Raw genomic sequence first — 11474 nt, 5'->3', positions numbered from 1 at the left:
GCTAGTGATGAAATCATTTGCGTCAACCCGGAAAAATCGGCTATCGGTGGGAATACATTTGTATTGCCTGACAAGGATGGGCGGTCTTCGAATGGCAGACTTCGAGGCTGCTCGCCAATTCAGAACACCCATTCCACGGAGAAGCTCCGGAGCATTCCGGTATCGAGTCTGTCCTGGTCCTGTACCACCAATGTCCATGTGCCCTGGGGATTCTTGCCCTCCAAGGAAGAGAGCCCCGGGGTGTTGATGGCGTCATATGTCTTTCTGAGGTGGCCCATGCTTCCGCCGGAGCGCGAGTGCAGAACCACCGGAGAGACACCGGTGCTCGCGGGAGGCTCGAGCGTCACGAGCAGATCCCCGATGTACGTGTGCTGGAGGTCCACCGCGATCCGGACGGCGACAATGGGGTCGGAATCGGCCACGGCCACCGAGAGCCGGGCCGTCTGCAGGTCGCGGATGGGAATGTCCTGGATGGCGGTCTGGACCACCACCCGGCCTGGCTGTGGCGGATGGGCGAGCTGGACTGCTGCCGCCGCGTTGAGGCGGCCATGACCATAATAGAGGCTGTGTCCCTGGGCGTCGTACTCGCCACCCTCCGGGTCGATCCGGTCGCAACACTGTTTGAGGATGTCCTTGACCTGCTCCCACCGGAGCTCGGGGTTACTCGCCAGCACCAGTGCCGCCACCCCTGCGGCCCCGGGGCTGGCACTGGAAGTGCCGCCGAAGCTGTTGGTGTAGTTCCCCGCCGCATCACCCCGGGTACTCCGCCCGGGGTTGTAGCCCTGCGCGCCAGAGCGGTCCGTCGTCCAGATGCCCGGGGTGTTGGGCCAGGGGTTGAGCGGCCCGGGAGGACTGCTCGCGAAGTCATTGCTCGGGAATGAGCACCAGATGGCCCGCCCGAAGTCGCTGTACACGCTCCGCCTTCCCGAATCGTTGCAGGCAGCAACGGCAATCACCTTCGGGTAGCTGGCGTAGCCATCCAGGTCCACGTCCTCCCGTCCGTTTCCGGCTGCCCAGAAAATCACACACCCCTTTCCGTTGCGCCCGTGCCGGATGGCGTAGTCAATCGCCAGGCGGGTCGAATCGGGCATGGGAATGTTCTGTTGATGTGCCGGATCGTCCGGGTTCCACCACCTTCCCTCCACGGGACCCCAGCAGCAGGTGATCACATCCGCCCCGTGGTCGGCCGCCCAGATGAAGGCATCGGCTTCATTCTGGGACCCCAGGCCGGAGGCCAGACGGATTGGCATCAATCGGGCCCGAGGAGCCACTCCGCAGGCACCGAACCGCCCTTCCGCGCAGGCAATGCCTGCACACGCCGTTCCGTGGTTGTCCTCGCCAATGGGGCGGGGGTCGTCGGTCCCCCGGGTCACATCTCGGGGTGCAACGATCTTGCCCGATCCGGAGAACTCCTCATGGTCGATGTCCACCCCGTCATCGATGATGGCGATGGTGACTCCCTCTCCCTGGCTCAGGGCCCAGGCTGCCTCGATGTTGGCGTGGGCGTCGACAGTCCTGCCATCGATGTCCGTTTTTCTCAGATGCCATTGTTGTGGGAAGACTCCTCGGTGGCTGACCTTGTGGATCAGCTCCGGGTGGCAGAAGTCGACAGGCTTCTCGTTCAGCAGTTCATGCGCGATCTGAAACACCTTCTGCCCTGTCCCCTCGGGAGCCGACAGGAAATAGGCGTTGCGGGCATATTCCAGCTCCCTCTTGAGGGTCAGGCCGTATTTCCCGAGCAGGGCCATGACTTCCGATGCCGGAAGGCCGTCGTCGAACTTCACGAAGAAGTTTTCCGTGTAGAGCACCGGGGAGCCAGAGACCGGGTCGCTCAAAACCGTGCCCGCGAAGGCAATCTCCGGCTCTTCCCGCAGCACGGTGCGAGCCACGTCACGCAGCAGGCCGCCCCGGGCTTCCCGGCTCTGTATTACCTGGACACCGGCCTCCCGGAAATGGACCACGGGCTCGAATGGGCTCAATGCTCTCAGGGCCGCGGAGGAGAGGGTGGTACGGCTCAAGGGATTACGGCTCCTCGTCCTCACCGCGAGGAGGTCCTCGCGTTCAACGAGTTGGTAGAAATACCCGTTCTTTCCGCCGCACCGGATGCTCAACATGGCATTCTTTCCCTCGTCAAGAGCTGATGGTGTCAGGGATTTGCCACGCCCGGCTTTCCTGGCAATGACAGAACAGACTCCGTCCTCGAGTCATCCAGCTCTCGTCCTGTCCAGGTCTCCGGGGAGCGGCAGACCAAGTATGTCCTCGGTGATGGCTATTTCGCTGAACACGGCCGCCCGGAACAAGAAGCCCCGGGTGCCATGTCCACGTTGGACGCAGGACGGAACGCCGCCAGCCCATGTCTGAGGTTGGTTGAGTCCGGTGGAGGTGTTGGACGATGGAGCCGCGGGCCCGTTGATGAGGTGGCGGTGGAGTGCCCGCACCCTCCGTCCGGATTAATTTCGGGACTTATTCTCCAAGTAAGTCATCCTGGCGAAGCCGTACACCCCTGAACCCCCGAACGGGAGGAACACATGCAGGCACGGAAGCTCATTGGAAGCGGGCTGCTGGCTGTCGGGTTGATGTTGGCCGGGTGCGGAGGCTCCGTGTTGGGCGAGACGCAGGTGGCTGACCTCTCCGTACGCGAGGACGAGCTGCCGGATTGCTCGGGCCAGGACTACGAGTACGAGTATTACAGCGACGCGACCAAGACGACGCTGGTGGGCACCCGCGGCTGCTCGTGTGGCGTGTGGGTCCGGTGGGGCACCATTACGAGCTACTACAACTATTCCAGCGGTGGCTGTTTCGCGCAGTAGTCCGTAGGACGTGATGGGCCCGGGTGAAGCAACCCCCCTCACCCGGGTTCATGCTCGGTGGGGCCTCTGCCGGAGACAGCGCAGAGGCCGCACAGGGCCCTCGCAACCGCCGCGGGATCCTCGGCCTCCAGTACCGCCGAGATGACCGCGAAGCCAGCCGCTCCCGTGAGCAGCGAGGCCCGCTCCGGCGTGAGGCCTCCGAGCGCCAGGGCAGGGCAGGGCAGGGCCGCCGCCAGCTTCCGGAAACCCTCGGGCCCCAGCGTGGGCCGCGTGTCCTCCGGCTTCGAGCCTGGGGAGAACACCGGGCTCACCAGCGCCAGATTCGCCCCTTGGGCCTGGCGCGCCTCCTGCTCGTCATGCACCGCCACGCTCACCTGGCGTCCAGGGGGCAGGTGCGGACGGATCTCCGCCGGCGTCAGGCCCGCCGCGGGCAGGTGCAGGTGCGCTCCCACCAACAGGGCCACGTCCAACCGGCCATTGACGAAGAGGGGATTGCCTCGCGCCCGGCACAGCTCAGCCAGCAGCCGAGCCTCCTCCAGGAACTGGCGCGTGGGCGCCTCCGGGTGACGGTGCTGCACGGCCACCTGGGGCCCTACCTCCAGCGCCCGCTCCAGCGCGGTCAATAGCCGCTCCCGGGGCAGGCGCCAGTCGGTGATGACCATCACCCGCGGTGTCACTACTCGACGAGCCCCTCGAGCGGGCTGGACGCCGAGGCGTACGCCTTGCGGGGAATCCGGCCGGACAGGAAGGCCTCGCGGCCCGCCTCGATGGCCAGCTTCATGGCGCGCGCCATGCGCACCGGCTCCTTCGCGCCCGCGATGGCCGTGTTCATCAGCACCGCGTCCACGCCCAGCTCCATGGCGATGGCCGCGTCCGACGCCGTGCCCACGCCCGCGTCCACGATGACTGGCACCTTCACCGTCTCGCGGATGAGGCGGATGTTGTGCGGGTTGCGGATGCCCAGCCCCGAGCCTATCGGCGCCGCCAGCGGCATTACCGCCGCGCACCCCACGTCCTCCAGCTTGCGCGCCGTGATGGGGTCATCCGAGGTGTAGGGCAGCACCGTGAAGCCCTCCTTCACCAGGATGCGCGCCGCCTTCAGCGTCTCCTCCACATCCGGGTAGAGCGTCTTCTCGTCGCCCAGCACCTCCAGCTTCACCCACTTGCTCATGCCGAGCTCCTCGGCGAGCCGGCAGGTGCGTACCGCGTCGTCCGCCGTGTAGCAGAGCGCCGTGTTGGGCAGCAGCCGCATGCGCGAGCGGTCGATCCAGTTCATCAGCGAGGCCTCGCCCTTCGCCGCGAGATCCAACCGCCGCACCGCCACCGTCACCATCTCCGCGCCCGAGGCCTCGTGGCACCGCTTCATCACCTCGTGGCTGGGGTACTTCCCCGTGCCCACGATGAGGCGAGACTGGAAGGTGACTCCCGCGATGACCAGGGGCTTGTCCTGCACGCTCATTGCTCGCTCCTATCCGCCACCGACGAAGGTGACGATCTCCACCCGATCCTGCGGGGACAGCTGGTACTCGGGGTGGCGCGCGCGGCGGACCACCTCCGCATTCACCTCCACCGCCACTCCGGGCCCGCCCACCTCCAATGAGGCGAGCAGCGCCGTGAGGGTGATTCCCTCGGGGACCTCTCGGGCCTGTCCGTTGATCCAGATCGTCACGGCTCGACGCTCCTGCTGCTGGCGCCCGACGCAGTACAGGCGCGTCTCCATGCTGTCAACGCGCACTCCGGGAGTGTCCCCTGGCTATACTCATGGGCATGTTCACCGTCCGAAGCAGGCTCGTGGCCTGTGCCTTGGTGCTGACGCTCGGGCTGCCGGCCTCCGCCGCGGAGCCCTCCCACGCCGCGGATGCCCCCGCGCGGGCCTCCGGCCTCCAAGGCCACCGGTATGCCTTCGTTGCAGGGGGGCTGTTGTTCCTCGGGGGCGCGGGTTTTGGCTACCTCGCCCAGGGCGAGTCCAATCGTGCCCGGACCCTGTCCTCGGCGAGCGAGTCCAGCGCCGCGTTCGACAGGGCTCGCACCCACGCCGCCACCGCCAACCTGCTCTACGCCGTGGCGGGGGTGACCGTCGTCTATGGACTGGTGCTGGAGCTGCTTCCGGAGCCCGCCGCGGAGAAGGCGAGCCTCACCTTCCACTTCTGAGCATTGCCGCGCATACGCCCCTCCGAGTTGCGTGCGACAGCCAAACCCTTGAAATCATTGCGCGTCTCTGGCTCTGATTCCTCTATGTCTGCCCCCTCCACCCACGACACCCCACAGCCGCTCGCGCAGCGCCCGCTCACCGGCCAGGACGCCAAGACGCTCGCCCTGGCGGCGCTGGGCGGTGCGCTGGAGTTCTACGACTTCATCATCTTCGTGTTCTTCACCACGGTGATTGGGCAGCTCTTCTTCCCGCCCGACACGCCGGAGTGGCTGCGTCAGCTCCAGGCCTTCGGACTGTTCGCGGCCGGCTACCTGGCGCGCCCCTTGGGCGGCATCGTGATGGCGCACTTCGGAGACCGCAGCGGCCGCAAGCGTATGTTCGCGCTGAGCGTGTTCATGATGGCGGTGCCGACGTTGTTGATTGGCAGCCTGCCCACCTACGCCACCGCGGGTTATGCGGCGCCGCTGGCGCTGCTGGTGCTGCGCATGGTGCAGGGCGCGGCGGTGGGCGGCGAGGTGCCGGGGGCCTGGGTGTTCGTCTCCGAGCACGTGCCGGAGCACCGCGTCGGCTTCGCCTGCGGCACGCTCACCTCCGGCCTCACGCTTGGCATCCTGATTGGTTCGCTGGTGGCCACGGCGGTCAACAAGATCTACACCCCGGAGCAGGTGCAGGCCTTCGCCTGGCGCCTGCCGTTCCTGGTGGGGGGCGTGTTCGGCTTCTTCGCCGTGTTCCTGCGCCGCTGGCTGGCCGAGACGCCGGTGTTCGAGGAGATGCGTCAGCGCAAGGCCCTGGTGCAGGAGCTGCCGCTCAAGGCCGTGCTGCGCGGCCATGGCCTGTCGGTGGCGGTGTCGATGCTGCTCACCTGGGTGCTCACCGCCGGCATCGTGGTGATGATCCTGATGACGCCGACGCTGGTGCAGAAGCTCTACGGCATCACCCCGGCCCACGCGCTGGAGGCCAACAGCGTGGCCACGCTGAGCCTTACCGTCGGCTGTGCCGTCTTCGGCCTGCTCGCGGACCGCTTCGGCGTTGGATGGATGCTGGGACTGGGCTGCCTCGCCCTGCTGGTGTCGACGTATGGGCTCTACCTCGGCGTGAACGCGGCGCCGGAGCGCCTCGTCCCGCTGTACGCACTGACGGGGTTCTGCGTCGGCGTGGTGGGCGTAGTGCCCACGGTCATGGTGCGCGCCTTCCCCGCGGCGGTGCGCTTCTCGGGGCTCTCGTTCTCCTACAACGTGGCGTATGCCATCTTCGGCGGCCTGACGCCCCTGGTGGTCACGCTGATGATGAAGGACCATCCCCTGGCGCCCGCGCATTACGTGGCGGGGCTGTGTGGGGTGGGGTTCCTGGTGGCGTTCTATCTCCTGGGCGCGGGCCGCACGCGGTTCGCCGCGATGAGCGCCTCGTAGCGCACGCCCGCCAGCTGAATTTCATCTAACCTTGCGGGGCATGCGCGTCCTCTTGAACTCGTGGGTGCTCGTCTCCGCACTGGCGGCCTCCGGCTGCTTCTTCTCCGAGAACCCCGGGCCGGGACGTCCCTGCTTGGACGACTCCGAGTGCCCTGCCTCCTACCGCTGCGTGACGGTCTCCGCGGACCAGCGCTCCTGCGAGGTGATGTTCCCGCCCGCCCCCCAGGACACCGACGCGGGCACGTCCGACGCCGGGCCGGTGCCTACCTGGTGCCAGGACGTCCGCCCCATCCTCACGGCAAGCTGCGTGGCCTCGTGCCACGGCGCGGACACCTCCGGGAGCAAGCGCTCGGACTTCCGGCTCGACATGTACGAGGCCAGCAGTGGAGTGCTCGGGGCCCGGGACATGGCCGCGCGCATCAGGGCCCGCGCCGTGGTGGAGCCACCGTCGATGCCGCCTCCGGGCAACCCTGCTCCCTCTGCCTCCGAGCGGGAGATCCTCTCTCGATGGATCGCTGGCGGTACACCGCTCTGCACCGACGGTGGTACTCAATAGCTCCCCTATGAAGCGCATCCTCCAGAGCCTCTCTTCGAGCCTCCTGGGCCTCTGTGCCGTCGTGACCGCCGGCTGCTTCCTCGAGGCCCCCGACTTCTCCGGCAAGTCCTGCGAGTCCGTGGCCGACTGCCCCCAGCCCTACACCTGCGTCGCGGCACGCCCGGGCGCGGGGCGCACTTGCGAGGTGCTGAATGCGCCCGGTGTCTCCGACCCCAACACCGGCCCGGTGCCCACCTGGTGTCAGGACATCCAGCCCATCCTCGCGGCCAACTGCGTGTCCTCGTGCCACGGCGCGGACTCCTCCGGGAGCAACGGCCGCTCGGACTTCCGGCTCGACATGTACGAGATGGATGGAGGGGTGGCCGGAGCGAAGCTGATGGCGCCGCGCATCCACGCGCGCACCGTGGTCTTCCGCACCATGCCGCCCCCGGGGAACCCCGAGCCCACCGAGGAGCAGCGCGTGCTCATCGACCGCTGGGCCGCGGGCGGTGCGCCCTTCTGTGCCGACGATTCGGCACCCGACGGCGGGCCCTAGGCGATTCCTGGGAAAGCCTCGAATTCTTCCCGGAGAAAGCAGGCAGCCCACCGGGCCCCGTTCTGGCGGGCCGCTGCCCCTGTACCGGTTTTTCGCTCTGACAAGCCCTGTGCACCCGCGATGCAGGCCCCCAGTTTCCTTCCACACGCCGGGGGGGCTTCCCCTCTGGCGAGGAACGAAAGGAGCGGCACCATGCGTAAGCTCATGATGGCGGTGATGGCGGTGGCGGGGCTCGGTTTGACGGTGGGCTGCCAGGATCGCAACAAGGTCCAGGAGGAGCAGCGGGAGGTGGCCGAGGCGCAGCGCGACGTGGATGCGGAGCGCCAGGAGACCAATAAAGAGGTCGCCGAGACGCGCCAGGACGGCCAGCAGGAGATGACCGACGCCCAGAAGGATCTCACGGAGGAGCAGCGCGAGCTGGCCGAGGCCCAGAACCAGCAGCTCGGTGAGCAGCGCGACGAGGCCACGGGTGGCAGCGGCGTGACCACGCCCAAGGACACCACGGCCAACATCAAGACCGAGGAGGTGAAGGGCACCATCCAGTCCGCCTCGGCCACGACCATCGCGGTCATCGTCCCGGACAAGAACAACCAGGTGATGCGCTTCCAGGCCAACCCGCAGGTCCAGGTGATGAAGGACGACAAGCCGGTGGCGCTGAAGGATCTGAAGCCCGGTGATGAGGTCCGCGCCTCCTACCAGCTGGATCCGAACGGCCAGATGATGCTCAAGAGCATCGAGGTGAAGAAGATGAGCGCCCAGCACCCGGGCGAGCCGAAGAAGTAGTTCCGCGTGACACGGTGGGATGCGGCCTCCGCCTCCGGGCGGGGGCCGTCGTCTTTGCGGAGTGCTTGTCGCGAGGGCCGGGAAGCCCGAGACTGCGGCCATGGCTCTCAAGACGAGCGACGTGCTCGAGCTCCACCAGCGTTGGTGCATCGCGGACTCGCACGCGGACTCGCTCATGTGGAACCGGGACCTTTGCGAGCGCTCCTCCGAAGGGCACGTGGACTTCCCCCGCCTGCGAGAGGTGGGGATGAAGCTGCAGTGCTTCACCATCGTCACCCGCGGCTTTCCCTTCATTGGGGGCTTCGAGGCCTTCGCCGTCTGGCGCGGCTGGCCCCGCGAGGCCCGGGAGAGCGAGTGGACGCGCGCCGTGTGGCAGGTGGACCGGCTGGCGGACTTCTGCCGCCGCTCTGACGGGCAGGTGCGCATCACCACCACGGGGCGGGGCCTGGAGGAGAACCTTGCCGAGGGGCGGCTGTCAGCCGTGCTCGGCATCGAGGGCGCTCACGCCATCGAGGGCCAGGTGGAGCGCGTGGCGGAGCTGCACCAGCGGGGCGTGCGCTTCATGGGCCTGACGCACCTGTCCAACAACGAGGCGGGTGGCTCGTCCTTCCCGTTGATGGGCAACAAGCCCCTGTCGCCGCTGGGCCAGTCGGTGCTGGAGGAGATGGCCCGCGTGGGCATGAGCGTGGACGTGGCCCATGCCTCCGAGCGGACGCTGGAGGACATCCTGGCGCACCCCACCGCACGCGTTTTCTCCTCTCACACGGGGGTGCGCGGGGCGGGAGGCGGGTGGCGCAACCTCTCGGACGAGGTGCTGCGCCGGATCGCCGAGCGAGGGGGCGTGGTGGGCATCATCCTTGCCCCTGTGTACCTGGGCGGCGACGCCATCGACGACGTCGTGCGGCACATTGAGCACGCCCTGGGAGTGATGGGGGAGGAGGGCGTGGGCATTGGCTCGGACTACGACGGCATGGTGGCCCTGCCCAAGGGCATCCACGACGTGACGGATCTGCCCAAGCTCACCGAGGCCCTGTTGCGTCGCCACCCCGAGGCACTCGTGGAGCGCATCCTCGGGGGCAACTTCCGAAGGTACTTCCGCGAGACGCTCGGGGCGTGACACCGGTTGACCGGGCTCGCGGCGCCTGGAATCGTCCGACGCCGTGATGAACCGCTCCTCCGTCCTGTTCTCGTTGATGATTGGCTCCCTCCTCCTGTCCGCCTGCGGCGTCAAGGCTGGCGACTCCTGCCGGGGAGGCGGCTACACCTGTGCCTCCGAGAAGGAGGCGCTCGAGTGTCGTGACGAGGTGTGGCGCACGCTGCAATGCCGGGGGGCCTCGGGGTGCAGCGAGTCGGATGGCACCGTCCAGTGCGACATGCAGGGCAACCTCGTCGGGGATTCGTGCGCGGCCTCCGCCGAGGGCCGCGGGTTGTGCACGGCCGACAACAGGGGCGTGCTCGAGTGCCGCATGGGCGTGCTGACCCTGGTCAAGACGTGCGGCACGTGTGTCATGGACGACACCCACGTCACCTGCGAGCCCTGAAGCCCTGTCCGGCCGCCCCGCCGTCACACGTTGCGGACATGGACGGAGACAATGCCCTCCGTCTGCTCGAGTCCTTCCACGAGCTTGTCCGGAGTGACGACGGCGGGGATCTGTGCATCGAGAGCGATGGTTGTGTTGCGCTCTCCCGAGAAGTGCCGCTCGTACTCGATGTCGAGTACGGCGACGCCCAGCTTCTGGAGCAGGGAAGTGACCTGCTGGATTCCCGTTCCGGCGGATAGCACCAGGGACACCTTGCGCCGCACCAGGGTGTCGTTCTTGTCCTCGAACCGGCGCAGGAAGGTGAGCGCGATGATGCCCAGCATCGTCACGAAGCTCGCTTCCAGGTACATGCCGGCTCCGGCGGACAGCCCGATGGCCGTCACGAGCCACAAGCCCGCGGCGGTGGTGAGTCCCTGGACGGTGGCTCCAGTGCGCAGGATGGCTCCGCCCGCCAGGAAGCCGATGCCGGTGACGACCGACGCCGCGATGCGAGACCCATCGACCTCGACCAGTGACTCGCCCTGTGTCCCGAACTGCTGGAAATAGGCGAACTGGGAGGACACGACCATGAAGGTCGCGGACGTCATCGACACGATGAGGTGCGTGCGCAGCCCCACGGGCCTGCGGTGCTTGTCTCGCTCATAGCCGATGACGCCGCCCAGACCCGCGCCCGCGGAGATGCGGAGGAGCATGTCGAGATGGGAGAGCATTCCCCCATTCTACGGCAATTGCCCGAGAGGGTTCTGGGGCACTGTGCCCCATTCCCTTCGCGAAAACCCCCTGAGAACCGGGCCGGAAGCCACGGGCATTCCAGTGGCTTCCGGCTCTTGTTTGCGTGGACCGCGGCTCAGTGCGGGGAGGCGCTCAGCCGGTCGAAGCTGCGGAACACGCACGACTGGTTGGCGGCGCTGTCCAGGTGCTGGGCGCGGTCGCGGATCTCATAGAAGGGGCGCACCAGGCCGCTCACCGGATCCGTGACGTTGTAGGGGGTGAACATGTTGGCCACGCCCGTGGCCAGGAAGGGCGAGAGCGCGCCCGTGGGGCCCACGTGCGTGAAGCCGGTGTTCGTCTCCCGCGCATGGCAGCCATTGCAGGTCTTCAACGAGAACTTGTGACGCGCGTTGAAGCCGTTGGGCACGGTGGTCAGGTTGGGCGCGTTCCAGAAGAAGCCGGTGCTCAGCCGCGGCTGCTCTTTCGCCAGACGGGACTGCTCACGGCGCTGGGCCAGCAGTTGCTCCGCTTGGGCGGCGCGTGGATTGCCGTGCTCGTGGGACGCCGGGTACGTGGCGAGGAACGCCTCGCGGGCCTGGAGGTCATCCTCGAGTGCCGGGGTCGCCAGGGCGCCCTTTTCGAGAGCGGCCCAAGCGGTCTCTATCTGCTCGTGATACTTTTTTCGCTCGGAGTTACAGCCCGTGTGGAGACAACGAGCACGAGCGGGAGGTGATGAGCGCGAAGGCGGTGCGGCGGCTCATTCCGTGGAGGCTATCTCAATGCAGCAGTTGCAAAGCCGCTCAAGCGCCCCCTCGTGGGAGAGTGGCAAGGGAATGTACCCAGTAGCGGGTCTGGCAGCATCTGGATGTGCCATTGATGGCCGCAGTGGGTTCGCCCCCCGTGAAAATCCTGCTCCGCGCAATACCACTTGCGGAGGATCCCGGGAGCGGTCCGAAGGGCTGCATTTTTGCGTGCGA

14 protein-coding genes are annotated in these 11474 nt (G+C 67.4%); 8 read left to right on the top strand and 6 right to left on the bottom strand.

Features of this window, described 5'->3' with window-relative positions:
- Nucleotides 1-119: 119 nt before the first annotated feature.
- Nucleotides 120-2018 carry a S8 family serine peptidase gene (locus tag OV287_RS32270; protein ID WP_267537884.1) on the bottom strand — a complete coding sequence of 633 codons (1899 nt, stop codon included), beginning with the start codon at nt 2016-2018 and terminating at the stop codon, nt 120-122.
- 510 nt (nt 2019-2528) lie between these two features.
- Here OV287_RS32270 and OV287_RS32265 point away from each other — a divergent pair.
- Nucleotides 2529-2810, top strand: coding sequence for a DUF6289 family protein (locus OV287_RS32265; protein ID WP_267537883.1), 282 nt, complete (start codon nt 2529-2531; stop codon nt 2808-2810).
- Nucleotides 2811-2848: 38 nt separating this feature from the next.
- Here the strand turns inward: OV287_RS32265 and OV287_RS32260 are convergent, their stop codons facing one another.
- Genes OV287_RS32260 through thiS form a run of 3 tightly spaced genes read right to left on the bottom strand, consistent with a single transcriptional unit; the run spans nt 2849 to nt 4479 of the window.
- Entirely contained in the window at nt 2849-3472 is a 624-nt protein-coding gene (locus OV287_RS32260; protein ID WP_267542447.1) for a thiamine phosphate synthase, read from the bottom strand.
- A gap of 14 nt (nt 3473-3486) precedes the next feature.
- Nucleotides 3487-4269, bottom strand: a complete 783-nt coding sequence (locus OV287_RS32255) for a thiazole synthase (RefSeq protein WP_267537882.1) — start codon at nt 4267-4269, stop codon at nt 3487-3489.
- A gap of 9 nt (nt 4270-4278) precedes the next feature.
- Nucleotides 4279-4479, bottom strand: a complete 201-nt coding sequence (gene thiS, locus OV287_RS32250) for a sulfur carrier protein ThiS (RefSeq protein WP_267537881.1) — start codon at nt 4477-4479, stop codon at nt 4279-4281.
- 92 nt (nt 4480-4571) lie between these two features.
- On the opposite strand from thiS, the gene OV287_RS32245 reads away from it, so the two are divergent.
- The 7 genes from OV287_RS32245 to OV287_RS32215 all read left to right on the top strand — a co-directional run bounded on the left by OV287_RS32245 (nt 4572) and on the right by OV287_RS32215 (nt 9786).
- On the top strand, nt 4572-4961 hold the full coding sequence (locus OV287_RS32245; protein ID WP_267537880.1) for a hypothetical protein: 390 nt from the start codon (nt 4572-4574) through the stop codon (nt 4959-4961).
- A gap of 84 nt (nt 4962-5045) precedes the next feature.
- Nucleotides 5046-6371 carry an MFS transporter gene (locus OV287_RS32240; RefSeq protein WP_267537879.1) on the top strand — a complete coding sequence of 442 codons (1326 nt, stop codon included), beginning with the start codon at nt 5046-5048 and terminating at the stop codon, nt 6369-6371.
- A gap of 40 nt (nt 6372-6411) precedes the next feature.
- Nucleotides 6412-6927 (top strand): hypothetical protein, encoded by a 516-nt coding sequence (locus OV287_RS32235; protein ID WP_267537878.1) that lies wholly within the window; start codon nt 6412-6414, stop codon nt 6925-6927.
- Between the two features lie 7 nt (nt 6928-6934).
- Complete coding sequence (locus OV287_RS32230) at nt 6935-7462, top strand: hypothetical protein (RefSeq protein WP_267537877.1); 528 nt, start codon at nt 6935-6937, stop codon at nt 7460-7462.
- A gap of 192 nt (nt 7463-7654) precedes the next feature.
- A complete protein-coding gene (locus OV287_RS32225; protein ID WP_267537876.1) occupies nt 7655-8245 on the top strand; it encodes a hypothetical protein in 591 nt (196 codons plus the stop codon).
- A 100-nt stretch (nt 8246-8345) separates the two neighbouring features.
- The gene (locus OV287_RS32220; protein WP_267537875.1) at nt 8346-9362 is read left to right on the top strand and encodes a dipeptidase; all 1017 of its coding nucleotides are present in this window, start codon (nt 8346-8348) and stop codon (nt 9360-9362) included.
- Between the two features lie 46 nt (nt 9363-9408).
- The gene (locus tag OV287_RS32215; RefSeq protein WP_267537874.1) at nt 9409-9786 is read left to right on the top strand and encodes a hypothetical protein; all 378 of its coding nucleotides are present in this window, start codon (nt 9409-9411) and stop codon (nt 9784-9786) included.
- Nucleotides 9787-9809: 23 nt separating this feature from the next.
- On the opposite strand, the gene OV287_RS32210 is transcribed toward OV287_RS32215, so the two are convergent.
- Complete coding sequence (locus tag OV287_RS32210; protein ID WP_267537873.1) at nt 9810-10496, bottom strand: MgtC/SapB family protein; 687 nt, start codon at nt 10494-10496, stop codon at nt 9810-9812.
- A gap of 137 nt (nt 10497-10633) precedes the next feature.
- Nucleotides 10634-10924, bottom strand: a complete 291-nt coding sequence (locus OV287_RS32205) for a hypothetical protein (protein ID WP_267537872.1) — start codon at nt 10922-10924, stop codon at nt 10634-10636.
- Nucleotides 10925-11474 lie beyond the last annotated feature (550 nt).

The sequence above is a fragment of the Archangium lansingense genome, assembly GCF_026626635.1.
Classification (GTDB): Bacteria; Myxococcota; Myxococcia; order Myxococcales; family Myxococcaceae; genus Archangium; species Archangium lansingense.
Note: the sequence above shows the minus strand (reverse complement) of the source record. Positions and strands in the feature narration are given on the sequence as shown.

What these genes read in the sequence shown, in the direction of transcription:
- OV287_RS32265 (WP_267537883.1), top strand. Translation starts at nt 2,529, where the DNA reads ATGCAGGCACGGAAGCTCATTGGAAGCGGGCTGCTGGCTGTCGGGTTG.
- OV287_RS32260 (WP_267542447.1), bottom strand. Translation starts at nt 3,472, where the DNA reads ATGGTCATCACCGACTGGCGCCTGCCCCGGGAGCGGCTATTGACCGCG.
- OV287_RS32255 (WP_267537882.1), bottom strand. Translation starts at nt 4,269, where the DNA reads ATGAGCGTGCAGGACAAGCCCCTGGTCATCGCGGGAGTCACCTTCCAG.
- OV287_RS32245 (WP_267537880.1), top strand. Translation starts at nt 4,572, where the DNA reads ATGGGCATGTTCACCGTCCGAAGCAGGCTCGTGGCCTGTGCCTTGGTG.
- OV287_RS32240 (WP_267537879.1), top strand. Translation starts at nt 5,046, where the DNA reads ATGTCTGCCCCCTCCACCCACGACACCCCACAGCCGCTCGCGCAGCGC.
- OV287_RS32235 (WP_267537878.1), top strand. Translation starts at nt 6,412, where the DNA reads ATGCGCGTCCTCTTGAACTCGTGGGTGCTCGTCTCCGCACTGGCGGCC.
- OV287_RS32230 (WP_267537877.1), top strand. Translation starts at nt 6,935, where the DNA reads ATGAAGCGCATCCTCCAGAGCCTCTCTTCGAGCCTCCTGGGCCTCTGT.
- OV287_RS32225 (WP_267537876.1), top strand. Translation starts at nt 7,655, where the DNA reads ATGCGTAAGCTCATGATGGCGGTGATGGCGGTGGCGGGGCTCGGTTTG.
- OV287_RS32220 (WP_267537875.1), top strand. Translation starts at nt 8,346, where the DNA reads ATGGCTCTCAAGACGAGCGACGTGCTCGAGCTCCACCAGCGTTGGTGC.
- OV287_RS32215 (WP_267537874.1), top strand. Translation starts at nt 9,409, where the DNA reads ATGAACCGCTCCTCCGTCCTGTTCTCGTTGATGATTGGCTCCCTCCTC.
- OV287_RS32210 (WP_267537873.1), bottom strand. Translation starts at nt 10,496, where the DNA reads ATGCTCTCCCATCTCGACATGCTCCTCCGCATCTCCGCGGGCGCGGGT.